Annotated in this window: 15 protein-coding genes and 1 pseudogene; 6 read left to right on the top strand and 10 right to left on the bottom strand. The window is 52.3% G+C overall.

Going from position 1 to position 15,550, the window contains the following annotated elements; translation table 11 throughout:
- From APH33_RS16305 to APH33_RS16300, 3 genes are all read right to left on the bottom strand, one after another.
- A complete protein-coding gene (locus APH33_RS16305; protein ID WP_256218663.1) occupies positions 1 to 813 on the bottom strand; it encodes a bifunctional 2-polyprenyl-6-hydroxyphenol methylase/3-demethylubiquinol 3-O-methyltransferase UbiG in 813 nt (270 codons plus the stop codon).
- 430 nt (positions 814 to 1,243) lie between these two features.
- Entirely contained in the window at positions 1,244 to 1,687 is a 444-nt protein-coding gene (locus APH33_RS26720; RefSeq protein WP_082433622.1) for a GFA family protein, read from the bottom strand.
- 101 nt (positions 1,688 to 1,788) lie between these two features.
- On the bottom strand, positions 1,789 to 2,631 hold the full coding sequence (locus APH33_RS16300) for a LysR family transcriptional regulator (RefSeq protein ID WP_054886133.1): 843 nt from the start codon (positions 2,629 to 2,631) through the stop codon (positions 1,789 to 1,791).
- Positions 2,632 to 2,734: 103 nt separating this feature from the next.
- Between APH33_RS16300 and APH33_RS16295 the strand changes: the two genes are divergently transcribed.
- A complete protein-coding gene (locus tag APH33_RS16295) occupies positions 2,735 to 3,124 on the top strand; it encodes a tautomerase family protein (RefSeq protein ID WP_054886132.1) in 390 nt (129 codons plus the stop codon).
- 21 nt (positions 3,125 to 3,145) lie between these two features.
- On the opposite strand, the gene APH33_RS16290 is transcribed toward APH33_RS16295, so the two are convergent.
- The 4 genes from APH33_RS16290 to APH33_RS16275 all read right to left on the bottom strand — a co-directional run bounded on the left by APH33_RS16290 (position 3,146) and on the right by APH33_RS16275 (position 5,689).
- A complete protein-coding gene (locus APH33_RS16290; protein WP_054886131.1) occupies positions 3,146 to 3,763 on the bottom strand; it encodes a LysE family translocator in 618 nt (205 codons plus the stop codon).
- 25 nt (positions 3,764 to 3,788) lie between these two features.
- Positions 3,789 to 4,421, bottom strand: a complete 633-nt coding sequence (locus APH33_RS16285; protein WP_054886130.1) for a hypothetical protein — start codon at positions 4,419 to 4,421, stop codon at positions 3,789 to 3,791.
- Between the two features lie 103 nt (positions 4,422 to 4,524).
- Entirely contained in the window at positions 4,525 to 5,334 is an 810-nt protein-coding gene (locus tag APH33_RS16280; RefSeq protein WP_054886129.1) for an AraC family transcriptional regulator, read from the bottom strand.
- Between the two features lie 124 nt (positions 5,335 to 5,458).
- Entirely contained in the window at positions 5,459 to 5,689 is a 231-nt protein-coding gene (locus APH33_RS16275; RefSeq protein WP_054886128.1) for a hypothetical protein, read from the bottom strand.
- A 1,048-nt stretch (positions 5,690 to 6,737) separates the two neighbouring features.
- On the opposite strand from APH33_RS16275, the gene APH33_RS16270 reads away from it, so the two are divergent.
- The 5 genes from APH33_RS16270 (at position 6,738) to APH33_RS16255 (ending at position 12,246) form a co-directional block, all read left to right on the top strand.
- The gene (locus tag APH33_RS16270; protein WP_054886127.1) at positions 6,738 to 7,397 is read left to right on the top strand and encodes a VWA domain-containing protein; all 660 of its coding nucleotides are present in this window, start codon (positions 6,738 to 6,740) and stop codon (positions 7,395 to 7,397) included.
- Entirely contained in the window at positions 7,382 to 8,152 is a 771-nt protein-coding gene (locus APH33_RS16265) for a PP2C family serine/threonine-protein phosphatase (protein ID WP_054886126.1), read from the top strand. The genes APH33_RS16270 and APH33_RS16265 overlap by 16 nt, the downstream gene beginning before the upstream one ends.
- Before the next feature lie 10 nt (positions 8,153 to 8,162).
- Positions 8,163 to 10,112: a hypothetical protein gene (locus tag APH33_RS16260; protein WP_054886125.1), complete on the top strand. Its 1,950-nt coding sequence runs from the start codon at positions 8,163 to 8,165 to the stop codon at positions 10,110 to 10,112.
- Between the two features lie 386 nt (positions 10,113 to 10,498).
- Positions 10,499 to 11,320, top strand: a complete 822-nt coding sequence (locus tag APH33_RS27225; protein WP_156351962.1) for a hypothetical protein — start codon at positions 10,499 to 10,501, stop codon at positions 11,318 to 11,320.
- The gene (locus APH33_RS16255) at positions 11,317 to 12,246 is read left to right on the top strand and encodes a hypothetical protein (protein ID WP_054886124.1); all 930 of its coding nucleotides are present in this window, start codon (positions 11,317 to 11,319) and stop codon (positions 12,244 to 12,246) included. Before APH33_RS27225 ends, APH33_RS16255 begins: the two co-directional genes overlap by 4 nt.
- Positions 12,247 to 12,429: 183 nt before the next feature.
- On the opposite strand, the pseudogene APH33_RS27695 reads toward APH33_RS16255, so the two are convergent.
- From APH33_RS27695 to APH33_RS27215, 3 genes and pseudogenes are all read right to left on the bottom strand, one after another.
- Positions 12,430 to 12,633, bottom strand: a pseudogene (locus APH33_RS27695) (hypothetical protein); the annotation flags it as partial.
- Positions 12,634 to 12,891: 258 nt separating this feature from the next.
- Positions 12,892 to 13,674, bottom strand: coding sequence for a DUF2971 domain-containing protein (locus APH33_RS27220; protein WP_156351959.1), 783 nt, complete (start codon positions 13,672 to 13,674; stop codon positions 12,892 to 12,894).
- A 383-nt stretch (positions 13,675 to 14,057) separates the two neighbouring features.
- Positions 14,058 to 15,341 carry a hypothetical protein gene (locus tag APH33_RS27215; RefSeq protein ID WP_156351956.1) on the bottom strand — a complete coding sequence of 428 codons (1,284 nt, stop codon included), beginning with the start codon at positions 15,339 to 15,341 and terminating at the stop codon, positions 14,058 to 14,060.
- Positions 15,342 to 15,550: the final 209 nt, after the last annotated feature.

Here is a 15,550-nt window from a genome sequence, read left to right as displayed (position 1 = left end):
TCAGCGTTTTTCTGCGACCAGGGTGTAGCACATGGGTATCTGTGCCGCGCCCTGCTCATAGACGTCGTACACCTCCTCCCGATTGGAATGCGGGTATTCGTCGAACGCACGAAGGCTCAAGCCTGCGCCAGCAACGCTCATGAGCACCTCGCTTAGCGGGTGGAGCTGCCAGTAGGACTGCAACTCGTTTGGCTCGCCCTTGCCTTCGTAAACAATGGCGCCCGTTTCGACCAGCGGTTCGGCCAGGAAATAGGACGTGCTGATGCGCCAAGGGTCGCTGGCTTCGGGGTCGAGCATTTCCAGGAAAGGGTGTGTTTCGTAGATCACCAGGGTGCCGCCCGGTTTCAGCGTTCTGGCGACGTGGGTGAAGAACAGCGCGAGGTTGGGCATCCAGTTCAGGACACCGATGGTGATCAAGGCGATATCGAAGCGCTGGTCGAGGCTTGCCGGTAGTTCGTGGATGTCTGACTCGATGAAGACGGGCGAATAGGGGGACCTTTCGGCCAGCTCGTGCGCTTGCTTCAGAAACTCCGAAGACTGATCGACGCCCACCACTTCCGATGCACCAAGGGCAAACAGCGATATCGCTTCGCGGCCATTGTTGCAGCCCAGCTGGATAACGGCCTTTCCCGTTATGCCTACCTGTTTCAACTGGTCGGTCAGGGTTGAATCCAGGCAGGAAAAGTCTTTGTGAGCCACAGCATCGATCAGTGGGGGCCAGGACGCGCTTTGCCGATGGAAATCTGCAGATGCATTCCAGGCATCACGATTGCTGGCGATTACATCCCTGTGAGAAACCATCTTGAACCTCATCTTTGGTTGTTGAGGCTTTTGACGTTAGCAGCTGCGCCCGGTTAACGGCCTTTCGAAAATGGCTGGCGTACGAAAAGCCTACCGCCTCTCGCGAACATCATAATTCCGTGATCGAGTTGTCCCATGTCCCGGGACACGGGACGGCTAGATAGAGGTTCTCATGAAAGGTCAAGACATCGGCTTACTGCTCAAGCTGGTTTGCCTCCAGCGACATGAGTCGCGGGACAACGCCAAGGCACTGCTCGATGATGCCGAACTGGGCATGATGAAAGATTGAAGTCGAGCCACCCGCCCCTGTGGGGGCCGCGCTTGTCGTGGCGATGAACCGCGGCGATGGGCCGCAAAGCGGCCCCAACAACCCAAGCACCCGCGCAGACTTGCAAGAGAATTCATCTATGTTGGAAGACGACCTCCCACGCCAGCTGTGCAGTCACTCAAGGTTGCTTTCATACCGCAGCCATCCTGCAACCCCTGCTGCTCCACCCACGCGGTCTTTAGGATGATTCCGTCCTTCACTGACAGGCACTTGCGGGAAGTCGAATGGGCTCATCCCCTCAATACAAGCCACGTTGACCCCGTACTGGTCCGGCACAGAGCGACGCTGGTGGAAGGTATAGATCCCACACTTCGAGCAGAAGTAGTGCTTGGCTTCACGTGTGTTGAATTGATAAAGGGTCAGCGCTTCTTCGCCTTGGGTGACGGTGATGTCGTTCAGGTTGGCTGATACCGCCACGGCGCCACGCATGCGGCAGAGCGAGCAGTTGCACCTACGCGCTGTACGCAGCCCGTCGGTCAAGCGCAGTGAAAATCTCACTGTTCCGCAATGGCAGGCTGCTTGATAAACAGGGCGATCATCGTTTTTTTCATCAGTCATAGCGGTTCTCTAGTCTGAGAAGCCAATCTGAATATTCACGGGGCAAGGCCAAATGGGTGTCTATTAGCCTGAATGAAACGATCAATGCCTCGTCCCAAACCTTATGCGAGATAACCCTGCAACAATCGCCGCACATTTTCCACTAGCGCAGACTCCCCCTTACGCGGTGGAAGCAGCGAGAACCTGGCTTGCGCCAATGTCGGCAAGCCAGTCCTGTAAGGCTCCACGCCATGGGGGACAGCACTCGCGTTAAGGCATGCAATTCCAAGCCCTGCCTTCAATGCCGATTGCAACCCCGCCACCCCTGAAGTCGAGTAAACGATCTCGTATTCGACATGGGCGCGCTCCAGCACCTGGCAGCTGTACTCCGACAATCCGCACCCGCTGATCGCGAGCAATGGCAGCGGCTGCCCAGGCTCTGGAACCCAACCGGCAGCGGCTACCCATTGCAGTGGCTCCTGCCTTACTTCAAACATGGTGGATGAAGACACGCGCTCGTTGAAACGCATGGCCAAGCCAATGTCCAGGTGGTCATTTGCCCGATCAATTTCCAGGCTCTTTTTCATCACCACATGAAGTCGAAGCCGTGGATGCCATTCACGAAGTTTTTTCAGCAGCCCAGCAATGTCGTCGGGGCGAAAGTAATCAGTGATCGCTAACCGTATCTCCCCTTCGAACTGTTCGCCTCGAACGTCGGACAGCGCCCGCTCGCCCAGGGTGATGATCTGCCTGGCGTGGCGCAAAAGTCGTTCACCAGCAGCTGTTGGGCGAACGCCTTGCTTGCCGCGAATGAGCAACTCCACACCGATGGCATCTTCCAGCTTACGCAGCTGTTCGCTGATGGCGGAGGTCGAGCGAAACAAGCTCGGAGCGGCTGCCGAGATACTGCCTGCCTCACAAACTGCCAAGTAGACGTGGAGCTGCGCAATGTCGAAGTGGTACATGCAGGTTCCGGGTAAACAGGAAGATGAGCACTGATTTTCCCGCTTTTTAGGAACATGTTCAAAGGCTAAGTTACAGGCACATTCACTGACGAGGATGACTCAAATGCCTGGTATCACCCTGACCCTGTCCGGCGCGCCGAATGCTGCGTTGGCGTCCGACCTCAGCCACGAGCTGACTGAACTGACCGCACGCGTTCTGGACAAGCAGCCATCACAAACCATGGTGATCGTTCGGTTCGTCGACCCTGGCTTGTGGTTTATCGAGAATGAATCGCTTGAGAGCTTGGGGCGCAATAGCTTTCGCCTGGAGGTCACGATCACCGACGAGACGACGACAGTGGAGCAGAAACGGCGGTATCAGCGTGAGACGTATGATTTGCTTTCGGGACGCATCGGTAATGTGCACCCTCATTCGAACGTACACATCATAGACGTGCGCGCTACGGCTTATGGCTATGGCGGGGTGCCGCAAAGCGCGAAGCTGTGGAGCTGAAACAGGTAACTCGGCCTGGCGTTATCGAACCAGCGCCAGCCGCAAGCCAAGCCCCACCAGTACCGCGCCCATTGCGGCATCGATCGGCCGACGCACCTTTGTGTAAAACGCCCGCACCCGAGCCGTGGAAAACATCAATGCCAGCGTGGAAAACCAGGCAAACGCAACAAGCGTGACCACCACCACGGCAGCAGCCATCACCCAGCCTGGGGCATGTGTCGGCAGCACGGAGATGAAAAAGCTGCCGAAGAACGCCGCGGCCTTGGGGTTTGTGACGGACACCAGCAAGCCGACGCGGGGGGCTGCTGTGGTGGTGTTTTGCGTCGTGCTGATTTCGAGGGCTGCATAAGGCCGCCGAGCGCCAAGCAGCATTTTGATGCCCATATAGATCAGATACCCCGCGCCCACTACCCGAATCGCGTCATACAACCACGCCACTGTGCTCAGCAAGACACCCAGTCCGACAATCGCCAGCACCGCCCAGATGGCGATGCCTGCGCTGGCGCCCACTGCCACACCCATTCCTCGGCTGCGGCTCACCAAGGCGTTGGAAGTGACGGCGATGAAATCGGGGCCTGGGCTTACGCAAGCCAGGAGCATGACGGCGCCAATGGTCAAAAGCTGGGGAACGTAGTCCACGTGATGTCTCCAGTTACTTCGTTGTCTATAGAGCTACGTCGTAATGCACCGACAGCAGGCCTTTCTTCTCTTTGAGCTTGAGCACCTTGATCGGCCCGATCATGCGCGTTGAGGTGACATGCGTGCCGCCGCAACCGTGCATCGGCAAGGTGCCGAAGCGCACTGAGCGGACACCGTCCTGATCGATCAACTCACGCGGCACGTCACGCTCGATCAGCGCGTTTACCTCTGCCTCGATGCCTTCGACCGTCAGCGGTTCGCAACCGCCCTGGCGCTCGAAAACCACTCGGCACTCCCCAGGCCAGTGGTGGCCTTTGCTGGGAAGCCAACCCAAGTTCTGCCCGATACCGGCAATCAGGTGGCCGGCCGAATGCAGGCGAGCATGCAACGCACGCACTTCTGGCGAGATGGCAATCCTGACGCTGCCAACGGGCACGGGTTGCCCGAGGACATGCGCCACATCGCCGTCGATATTGAGCACTTCCTCTACCCGGATACCCGCGATGGTTCCCTGATCCGCCAGCTGCCCGCCGCCCTGGGGGTGAAAGAGGGTCTCGGCCAAGTCGACCCGGAACCGCCCATCCTCCATCGGCGTGCAACGCACCACGTGCGTGCTCAAGGTCAGTTCATCGCTGGTGTAGTAAGCCCGTTGCGTCATCGATCGAAATCCTTGTTTCTTTCCGGGGCAGCGCCCGCTCAAGACTCAAGGCTAAGGGGCGAGGACTTCGCGCACTTGTAAAAAATTGATGGGGCAACAGCGATCAGTAACGAGACGGTGCAACGCCAAAGGCTTGCCTGAAGGCCCGATTGAAGTGGCTCTGATCGTAGAAACCCACCTCTTGCGCGACCCTGGTCAATTCCCACTGGGTATGGCTCAGCAGCACACAGGCGCGCTCCAGGCGCAAACGTACCAGCCAGGCATGTGGCGTCATGCCGACTGTTTGCTTGAACAACTTGAGGAACTGAAAACGCTCCAGGTCGCACAACGCAGCCAGTGCTTCGAGCGTTATCTTGTCGGCGAGGTGTTCGTTGCAGTAGTCCCGCACACACCGCAACTGCACGTTCGAAAGCGTGCCCTTTACGAACTGCGGCTTGACCATCCGCGCTTGGGCGAACAGCCGCCCGAGCAGCATGAGCCATTGAGCATCGACGAACAGCGGGTCGGTAGGCAGCCCTGCTGCGAGCGCGTCGTGCAGCCGGGAAAGCTGGATGGCGAGGCTGGCATCCTGCAACAGCGCGCCACCCAGGGCGGAAAACTGGTCACGGCCCGTCAGCTCTTCGGTCACGCTGCGCAACAGGTCAGCGGATACGCGAAAGGTCTTGAGCGTGTAAGCGTCGTCGCCTGCACTGATGCCATCGTGGATTTCGCCGGGTGGCATCAACTGGATGGTGCCCGGCGACAGCAACGCCGTTTCACCGTTGAGTACCTGGCGCTGCACGCCGTCGGTGACCAAGCCGACGTGGAAATCCAGATGGTAGTGACGCCCGAAACGAAAGCTCGAGAAACGCGCCTCGCTCAGCACCAGCCCGGGAATATCCCTGTTGCGTTTGTAATCAACGTGGTCTGCCATCGACCGCCTCCTGCCACACCGGAGGGAATCATCTCATACCTGATCTTGTGGGGCTGGCGTGGTTGCCGGGTCGAGGGCTTGGCGAGGCTGCGCCAGCGCTTGGCTGGCAGCAGCGGTGCCTTGATCAGGCGGCTGGATCATTCAGGTTGCCGGGGTCGATCATCTTTGAGCACTGTTCACTGGCCAGCCGGCTGATGATCCGGATCGCCTGGTGGATACCTGCTGTGTTACGAAAGCTCAGGTGAGGGTTGTGTTCGCACTCCAGCACTTCATCGTGCTGGACCAAGGCTTCGCCGAGCAGTTCGAGGGTCCAGGCGTAGCTTTGGATGGTCGATAAGCGCTCCTGGTCAGTCATGGGGCACCTGCCTGGGTTGGGAGGTGGGGCGAGCCAGATTGCAGATCGGGTAGAAGCGGTGAGGATTGGGGGCCGGCGCGGGGCGGCGGCGGAGAACGGATGCGAGGATCCTGAACAGATTGCTGGTGGTCATGCATGAGTTCCTTTCGTTGTGGAACTGCCACCGCTCGCGGCCAAGCAAGTTTGGGTGGCAGCAGTACGCGGGTTGGCCGACCGGGACGAAAGGAGCCCGGCACACCCGAAGGTGTCCCGCGCACCACCGCCATAACACGACATCGCGGGCACAAAAAAAGCGCCTGCGATGAAGACTGGGCGCTGCTGCGCCTTTCGATTCCGACCGGCCAAGGTCGCATCGCCGATGCTTCGGCGACTGGGGCAATTTATCCCTATGTTCCCCCTTTCGCAAGCACGTGCGGGCTGTACGGTGCCACACGTCTTGTAGGGAGAAAGCTGACCGATATGAGGGGTTCCGTCGATTCAGGGCGGATTGTCGTCCACCTTCTGCGCTTCACTGCTGCCAGATTCGGGGGGGCCAATTACTGGCAAGCCATGCCCAAAAAATGCGCGTTTGCAGTCCTCGCTGAGCATTCTCAAAGATTTGCCCTGAAAGAACAAACCACCCATGTTCGGCAAATTTATTCACTATCCGGAGAGTGCCTGACTTTTTCAAAGCACAAAAAAGGCCTGCATCGCTGCAAGCCTTCATATGTGGTGCGGAGACAGACGGACGGTTGTTGGCCGTGAGCGCCCGGTTTTCGCGGGGCTGGAATTTGGTGGATTTTTTGATGTGCCTCATAGGGTATCTATAAACAAATCAGCTAGTTATGGCTGTCACTGGAATCGAATTGGGAATTTTTGGCTCCATTGAGGCCTACGACCACCCGCTTCAAATGCTAGGTGGGGAACGGCAAAAAACACCACGTAATCCGCTGCTGAGCTAGCATATTGCCCTTATCTCTTATTACTGAAAGACTAGAACCCACTTGCTTAGCCGGAAAGGGATTTCACGGGTCGTATGCGTGAGTTCCCCCTTCAATAGAGAGCTCACATGACAGACCAAATACTGTTCAACGACGTTTCATTCGCCGACAACCCTGAGCCAAGGGTCCCCTGCCTTCTCCTTCTGGACGTGTCGGTAAGCATGCGCGGCCGTCCGCTCACTGAACTGAACGCTGGTCTACAGCAACTCAAGGACGAGCTCGCTGCCGATTCGCTCGCAATGCAACGCGTGGAGGTTGGCATTGTCACGTTCGGACCAGCAAAAGTGGAGACGCCATTCACCACTGTCGATGGTTTTTACCCTCCGAACCTAGTGGAGCAAGGCGACACCCCAATGGGTCAAGCCATTACCATTGGCTTGGACATGCTCGAGAGCCGTAAAGCGCAAATACGAGCCGCAGGGGTTTCGCTTTTCAGACCGTGGATTTTCCTCATCACTGATGGTGGTCCCACAGATGAGTGGCGAGCTGCTGCCGCCGCGATTAGAGAGGGTGAGGCTGCCAAGAAGTTCGCATTCTTCGCCGTAGGTGTTGAAGGTGCAAACTTTGATGTGCTCTCACAACTGAGCGTTCGCGAGCCATTGAAACTCCAAGGGCTGAAGTTTCGCGAGCTTTTCCAGTGGCTGTCGGCATCGATGAAGAGCGTGTCACAGTCTACCCCAGGGACAGCAGTGAAGCTGGAGGCACCCACCGGATGGGCAGAGGTTTAACCTGGGAGCATGCCAGCGCCGCTGTCGTCGGCACCTCTCACCTTGAGCGCAACGGTGTCTGCGAGGACAGATGTAGCGCGGCCATTACTCTTCAAGGCGTTCGCCCGTGGCTATCGATGTTCGTGGCCGATGGCGCAGGCAGTGCGAGTTTTGCCGATGTCGGTGCTCAGCTGGCTGTTGATACTGCTAACGAGGTTATAAGCACCCTCATGCAGCAACCCGAGTTTGCACTTGACGACTCGCTAGCTGTCGAACTTGTGAAGCAGATCCGCGAGGTCATCTACAGCCGAGCCGAAGGTTCGGGCCACGCCGCCCGTGATTATGCCTGTACCTTCCTCGGCCTGGTGTCTTCTGAACTAGGCACTCTAGTCCTGCAGATCGGGGACGGTGGTATCGTCTTCGATGTAGGCAACGGACTGGAACTAGCTTTTCAGCCCATGTCTGGCGAATACGCCAATATGACGCACTTTGTCACCGATCCGGATGCGCTGGATACACTGGTCACCAAGCAATTCCAAAGCATCATACTGCGCGCAGCAGCATTTTCAGACGGGCTTCAGCATCTGGCGATTGACCTACCTACCGGAAGCCCCCATGAGCCTTTCTTCCAGCCGTTCTTTAACGTCCTTGGGACATTGAAGCCAGATGCGCGAAAGCAAATGTCTAGCGCACTCGCCGCTTTTCTGGGAAGCGAAAAAGTAAATGAACGGACCGACGATGATAAGTCTATCGCCCTAGCCGTTCTCAGGGGTTAAGGGGGCGCTGATGTCCATGTTGCTCTACAACGCGGCCGGACAGCGGCTGAAGCTCCTGAAAGAGATAGGTAAAGGTGGCGAAGGGTCCGTCTATACCATTGAGGGTGTGAAACATCTGGTAGCGAAGGTCTACCACAAACCGCAAGACAGTGCGAAGCAATCCAAGCTCCGTCATATGGCCCATCAGCGGGATGAACAACTGCTCAAGTACACCGCGTGGCCACAGGACACCCTTCACGCCAAAGTCGGCGGGTCGGTAGTGGGCTTCGTGATGGCTAAGGTAGACGGTATGACGCCAATTCAATCCGTCTATAGCCCTGCCCATCGCAAGCAGGAGTATCCCCAACGTGCCTGGGACTTCCTACTTTTTGTGGCCAGGAATACAGCAGCCGCCTTCACCACGTTACATCAGCATGGAACAATTTTGGGGGATGTAAATCACGGGAATGCGTATGTTGGCCAAAACGCCGCTGTAACCCTGATCGACACCGACTCATACCAGCTAACTCAGGGAAGTCTCGTGCACCTTTGTGAAGTCGGAGTCTCCCACTTTACCCCCCCTGAGCTACAAGGAATGTCGTTCAATGGTCTCACTCGAACCACGAACCACGACGCCTTCGGCCTCGCGCTCCTAATCTTTCACCTACTATTTGGTGGAAGACATCCCTATGCAGGTGTGCCGCAGAAGGACAATGTGGGGGACTCACTAGAGGACAACATCAAGCATCTGCGCTTTGCCTACTCCAAGACAGCAAGTCAGCGACACCTGACAGCACCACCAAACTCCTTACCGTTGTCTTTAGTTCCCCCTGCCCTATCAAGCATGTTTGAGTCCGCCTTCACCGAAGAAGGCAGGAGCGGGAGGCGTCCGACGGCAAGACAATGGCTTGACGAGCTTGACAAACTTCGCAATTCTCTGCGGAAATGCTCGAACAGTATGCACGTCTTTTCAAACCATCTGAATGCTTGCCCTTGGTGCGCACTAGAGGCATCGGGTGTGGTGTATTTCCTTTCGGCATCAGTTTTCACCGCTTCAGCGTCAGGCCATGCGCCGGTCAAAGTTGCAGACATTTGGCTCGCCATATCCAAGATCTCATCACCGGCGGACGTTGCCATACCTAACGCTAATCAGTTCAAGGGGAGCGTAAAAGGCAGGCCACTTCCAGCAGGAATTATTAGCAGCCCGCTCCGCAAGTTCGGAATACTTGGCATCGTCGCTACGGCATTTGTTAGCTTCAAAGCCCTCCAAGGACCACCGCTGCCATACATCATCATCGCTGGACTGCTCATTCTTGGTCTTTGGAATTACGGAGCAGCCGAGCTCAAAAACGAACGCAAGACTCGTTCAGACGCTCGTAACACTGCCCTGAAGCAGTGGAACAATGCAGTCGAGTCGATTAAGCGGGAGACGGATCCTCACCACTTCCACCAGAAACGAGACGCACTAGCGAAACTCAAAACTGAGTTCGACTCTCTCCCAACGCGTGAGCAAAATGACATCAAAGCTTTAAGTCAGAACATGGAGAGGCGGCAGCGGCAACGTTACTTAGAGGCCTTTTTCATTGATCGGGCGAATCTATCCGGCATAGGCCCAGCCAAGCGGGCAGCCCTCAGTAGCTTCGGTATAGAAACCGCGGCTGACGTAGAGTGGAACCGTGTTCGTCGGATAAAAGGTTTTGGCGAGGTACTTACACGCACACTAGTAGATTGGAGAAAGGGGCTTGAACGGGGCTTCAAGTTCAACCCCACACAGGCAGTCACTCAGAACGACATCAACAATGTTAGGCGAAATATTCAGAATCGTACCCGGGAGATCGAAGAGCAACTGCGTAAAGGCCTGACGGAACTTCAACAGTTCCCGACGCGGCAAGAGAATGCAATTCGACACCATATGCCTATCGTTAAAAATGCCGCTCAGCAGCTCGCTCAGGCAGAAGCAGATCTATCCTGCTGCATATGACTTGAAATAGCCTTACGGGCGGCCTCGCTCCTACAGGGATCGCGCCAGCCTTTAAAAATAGGTCAAGATAGTTATTGCGAAAAGGCGTATGCAAAAGAGGGAGATTTGAGCGGGACACCGTGGTAGCGGACAATTTTCGTGCCAGGCTGGGCTGACAGCACCCCGCAGCTCATCCGACTGAGCGGACGCACAGAGAACTGGGTCAACAATGCTTTATGAATAGCGCTGAAGGCGTAGGGCATGTGAGTATTTGGTTAAAAAACAACCAGCCATAAACTGGCGGTTGAAAAACTTAGACCCCCGCATCAAAAATAATGGCAAAGAAACATCATTTTTGGCTAGGATATGCGGAGCAATACATAAAGCGTATGAATCAGGATGAAACGATGCTTAACACCGACACCGAGCTTTCAGCGTCAGAAAGCTCTAACAACGTGAATGATAAGTACTTCAAAATGATGATCGCGTCGGTCGATGAAGCTCCCCCCGTAATGCCATTGGTTCACACCTGTGACTGCTTCACGCTTAGAAACATAGTCAATTCAAAACTTTTAGAGCCAAGTCCCTGCCCTGTATTCAACGAAAATCTTGTTTACTATTTCTACGGCAGACCATCTTATCGCCTTGGCGACAAAGGCTTGGCATTTAACACTTCTAGCGTTTACCCTGCATGCTTTATTATTGACCCCACTGAAGTGAATGTCCTTACCCGTATTTTTCCGTTCGATAGCGGCGCTTATGCAGCGGGACTATATGAAAAACATATACATAAAAAAGCAAAAAAAGAAGACTATCAATTCGAGACAAACTACGAATTCATCCAGAAATTTGTAAAGTTCTTTTACAACTCAAATAGCAATTATTTTGATGGCAAAACAACAATTCAGCGAAATGAAATACAGCCCTGCGCCTATGAACTTGAGAGCATTTACTCCCTTATAAATACTCCGAATGGCGAGCAATTCGACGATCGCTGCTACACCATCGAAATCCAATCAAGCGCCCCAACACAAATAGATGGAAAATCCTTACGCGCAATTGTCATACCAGACTCAATTGCTGCAGATGAAGTACTTGCATCTTTTTTGTACGACAATGAAATAGAAGCTATCACTTACACAACCACAAGGGTTGCACCCAGCCAACTAACACCATTAGTTATCGCTAAAGTAAGAGATTTCTACCTAAACAAGGGTGTAATCCAGTGAGCAAGATCTTTATTCTACTTGGCTTCTCCACGCCTACAGAAAATTCGCCATCTTTCTCGACCCCAGTATTCAAGCAAGGCGAATCCCTCTATCTCCAGATCATTGATGAGCAAGAGCAGATCAGTGATTTTGAAAAAATCGAAAACATTAATATTGACGTCTATCAAGCCTCTTGCAACACCGAGTATACGATCGGGGACGAGGCAATTTATGCAATCCGAGACCATAAAAATCAACTAATCCAACATAACAAAATCAATATGGATAAATATCTAAAGGAAAACACTAGGCAATTTATTTCCTATCCATTTTTCTACAAGTCCGCCAGTGAGTTCAGCCATTTAGACTCACCTGAATTCCGAGGCTGCAGAAGCAATAAAGATTATCTTCTCTTGCAAATACTTTCCAATGCAGCCAAGGAGTTTATCAAGCCCACCAACAATCAAAAATTATTGCAGAATGGTAAAAACAAGTGGGAAAAACAACTCCCCCCCTATGAACCCGCACCTACTCAAATCAATAAATCCTTTAACTTCTCAAAAGAAAACCTCAGATCTAGTTACTTTGAAAAATTCATTTCCTTTGCCCAAAGCAAGCACCAGAAATTAGCTCGCGAGAAGGCAGTAATTGAGTCGCTCATTCTAAGTGCATACATATCACATATACTACCGGATGACATTGAAAACCTCGAAGCAGTTAGAGGCACCCTAATTAACATGCTAGAAAACTCAAAAATAGACCTTTCACCAAAAATCTACGAAAGCGTTAAACTATCGCACCTAAAAAGAAAAAAAAGACACAACTCGCATATAAAATTAATCCCAAGAAAAATCGTTGACCAGAACTCTGACGGACTATCACTTATAATTTTTATCACTACCACAATCAACCACTTCAAATCAGAACACAAATTCCAACAGAAGTAGTTTTACAATGCACCTAATACTGTTAGACTTAAGTCTCGACCCAAAAGTGCGACATGAATTTGAGTGTTTTACTGACAGATCAGCAGCCTGTCCATTTTCTGTTTTTGGCCGTTAGCTGCCCACCGCCAAGGGCAGCTTGGGATCGATTGCTATGAGTCGTGCCTATCAAAATCAGATTCTCGCTCAGAGGTCGAACATCCATGTTTTTTGTAAACGACGAGCGAGCAGCCGCGCGGTCAGAAAATAGTAATATCGCGTCACCTCGCTACGTCGATCCAAGCGATGCTCAAGAAACCAAACCACATGCTTTCTCTGCCAGGCCCAAGGTGTCTCTCGCTGCCAGCGCTCTGCAATTTCAGCTTGGATAAGCGTCGCCTGCCGCACATGTGCTCACTAGGGACAGCAGCGAGTAGATGGAGATCGACATATACATAAGGAGATCCCCATCACTACTTCCGGGTCGTATCGGCAGCCACTGGCAGCCAGATAAAGTACAAGGCCTATAAGGAACTGGCTGATAGCTTCGACGATGAACCTAGGGCCATGCTTTAGTTCAAAGCAATCGGGACTGAGGAAGCCCGCAACCTCTACCAATTTTATTAAGAATTTAAAGCAGCTCAACTCAAGACCTGGTAAAAGCCTACATTAGGCCCGGAATGGAATATCAGATTTTACTATTCGCACTCGAGTTAATCCACAGGTTCTCAGCAGCATGGATAATGAGTTTTCGGCTAAATCTTGGTTGGCGATAGGACCGATATGAATTGCCACAATACTCTCAACTGGAAAGCTAATCTCCTGATATGGAATTAGCAAATCCCCCCTTGGACGAAACTTAACTCCACTCATGTGATAGTCACTTTTCCCAATTATCCGCACCTCATGCTCAGCAGCGAAATGCTCATTTTTGAAAGTTGAAATTTTTTCGGTCAGACATGCAAGGCCCGGCATATCTTCTGCGAAATCCGTTTTCATATAGTCCTCTGCCTCCTCAATAAAAGGCTTAAGAACACGCTCCGCCAGTGATTCTTTAGCAGCAGCATCATAAACACAGTCATGAAGACTAAGCGCAGACTCAAGCCCTTCCCTACAAAACTCTATAGCATAGTTACCATACGCTCTCCACTGACTTAACAAGTTCCCAGCCCCACTGAAAGAGCAACTATATAATGAGCTCCAAACTCCCAAGTCTTTGTAGCACTGCAGAACACCTTGGGCAAATGCTAAGCCGCCACCTCGCTGTTCAAAACCACGTCCCTCCCGAGCAACCAAACACTCAATAACTCTAGAAACAACTGCAACACCATCATGAAACTCTTGAGAATCGTTAAGATAACCAAGGTTAGTAAGCCAAAGGACTTTATTTCTCAAGATCGAAGAGAGTGCAGAAACATCAGTGTAATGAAATAAAGTCTCGCTCTTTGTCATATCATCAACCTAATAGCTTTAAAATTACGAAATTTGTACACAATTCGTTAGACCGTCAAGTCCCATGATCACAGAAACCGATAAGGCGACACCGAACTGATCAAAACTCATGTACAAAACTAATCCGTTTTACGGACTTGCTCCAATTGCCACAGTTCATTTTCAATCTCTGCTACTGAACCAGATACATGCGTGGCGGCTATGCCGCGCCCGGATACATTTCCAATGCACGCATGTCTAAGATCGGCGGCATTGACTCATTGCTGCTCGGCAGCCACAGCCGCCTTTACTTTTCAAATGCAAACCCGCGCCCGATATGATCCCTAGCAATGGGCTCAGATATATTGGAGACGGGCGAATACCAACCGCTTCATCTCGTACGGCTAGCTCGCTTCATGAGCTATGCACTGCAGCCATTCATCAGCAGTAAATAGAGTGTCGCCTTCATACCAAAGCAACCCGACGCTCATCCAACTCAGAAAATACTCGACACTTAATGGCGGTCTTTCAGGGAGAAGCACTGCCAAATGCGGGTCTGAATCCCCATGTAGCACATGCCAGTAGTGAAAAAGTTGGCCGACAGCCATTCTGACGCTAGGTATTTCAATTGAGCTTTTCACTTCTATGAGCAGATCGTTGCCTTCCTCATCATATCGACAGACCAACACATCAAACATACAAGAATCATCTCTCCCCTCTAAAAGAGTGAACGATGCAAGTGACCTACGCAGGCTATTAGTCAGCCTATTGTGGATTCGCCTCTGAACAACTGTCCCTGACTTTCTAATTGACTCTACGTCATTCTCGTCTTTAAGTGGCAGGTCAGATGATGAGCTTTCATCTTTCTCTTCAAGCAGCTTTTTTTTCGCGCCCTGCCCTGGCGTCGATATAAAATCAGACAAACTCGGCCCTAACTGATCAAGATCAGCAGCATCTACAATCCCACCAGTACCATAGAGTGCAGTCATGGCACGATATTGTGAGACAAGGTCTAAATGCACCACATTGAGCCTTCTCAGGAGGTTTCTAACTCCTGGATTTCCGTTGATTAGCGGAAATTTAATATCGACATCCAGCATGAAAAATGATGGTGTCAAAAAATACTCCGGCCTCATCAACTGCGTAGGATTATTGGCTTTAGGAATTCCTGGCAGATTGGAAATCCTTTGTACTACAGCCAACCTTTCCCTGTCCTCTGTGGCTTCGTAGACATCCTTATAGAGCGGCAGTAGCACTTCCATGTGTTCTTCAATCCATATGAGAACGCTATTGCGAAAAGCCTTATAGAAGTTGGTAAATCCCGTGTGGCCTAGTATCAGTGCTTCCAGCGAAGCATCGCTAGCCTCAGAAGAGGCAATATTCGCCACCTCAGATAGGTTCATTCCTGAAAAATTCGAATGCAACACATGGCCTAGCGCAGGTATTTTGGTGCTTGAAATATATCCTGCGTTATCCCCATCAAAGCTATTCGTAATCCATGCCAGCATAGATAAACCATAGATTTGCCTCGGTGTAACATCCTGCTGTTCAAATAATTTTCCCGCTATCTTTCTCGCTAGCTTATTCGTATTTCGCTGCCGCTCAGCCCAATAACTTGACATGAAACCCTCCCATCCTTGCGTTAAGCAGAGGCCGTTTACGTCATCCAGATCGATGACTTTTGGCATATCGAATCATCCGCGCGGGCACGTTACCTCTAGTTAGCGACGGAGGCCAGATCTGGCGCTAATTATTTAACTCGCAGGCGAGCAAAAGTCTAGCTTTCGCTAGTCCAGCAAGCTAATCTTATTGATCGCACCGTTAGGTTTTTCATCCAAGACTCGTATCGACGTTTAGAAACTCAGCTGCTCTGTACGGTCGAAAACAGCCCCACACT

Origin of the sequence: Pseudomonas sp. NBRC 111130, assembly GCF_001320485.1 — a bacterium.
In the GTDB taxonomy this organism is placed as follows: Bacteria; Pseudomonadota; Gammaproteobacteria; order Pseudomonadales; family Pseudomonadaceae; genus Aquipseudomonas; species Aquipseudomonas vlassakiae.
This window is presented reverse-complemented; position numbering and strand designations above follow the sequence as displayed.

Coding starts and splice junctions, on each gene's coding strand:
- APH33_RS16285 (WP_054886130.1), bottom strand. CDS start 4,421: ATGACGCAACGGGCTTACTACACCAGCGATGAACTGACCTTGAGCACG.
- APH33_RS27215 (WP_156351956.1), bottom strand. CDS start 15,341: ATGCCAAAAGTCATCGATCTGGATGACGTAAACGGCCTCTGCTTAACG.
- APH33_RS16300 (WP_054886133.1), bottom strand. CDS start 2,631: ATGTACCACTTCGACATTGCGCAGCTCCACGTCTACTTGGCAGTTTGT.
- APH33_RS16260 (WP_054886125.1), top strand. CDS start 8,163: ATGTCCATGTTGCTCTACAACGCGGCCGGACAGCGGCTGAAGCTCCTG.
- APH33_RS27225 (WP_156351962.1), top strand. CDS start 10,499: ATGCTTAACACCGACACCGAGCTTTCAGCGTCAGAAAGCTCTAACAAC.
- APH33_RS26720 (WP_082433622.1), bottom strand. CDS start 1,687: ATGACTGATGAAAAAAACGATGATCGCCCTGTTTATCAAGCAGCCTGC.
- APH33_RS16280 (WP_054886129.1), bottom strand. CDS start 5,334: ATGGCAGACCACGTTGATTACAAACGCAACAGGGATATTCCCGGGCTG.
- APH33_RS16275 (WP_054886128.1), bottom strand. CDS start 5,689: ATGACTGACCAGGAGCGCTTATCGACCATCCAAAGCTACGCCTGGACC.
- APH33_RS16265 (WP_054886126.1), top strand. CDS start 7,382: ATGGGCAGAGGTTTAACCTGGGAGCATGCCAGCGCCGCTGTCGTCGGC.
- APH33_RS16295 (WP_054886132.1), top strand. CDS start 2,735: ATGCCTGGTATCACCCTGACCCTGTCCGGCGCGCCGAATGCTGCGTTG.
- APH33_RS16305 (WP_256218663.1), bottom strand. CDS start 813: ATGAGGTTCAAGATGGTTTCTCACAGGGATGTAATCGCCAGCAATCGT.
- APH33_RS27220 (WP_156351959.1), bottom strand. CDS start 13,674: ATGACAAAGAGCGAGACTTTATTTCATTACACTGATGTTTCTGCACTC.
- APH33_RS16270 (WP_054886127.1), top strand. CDS start 6,738: ATGACAGACCAAATACTGTTCAACGACGTTTCATTCGCCGACAACCCT.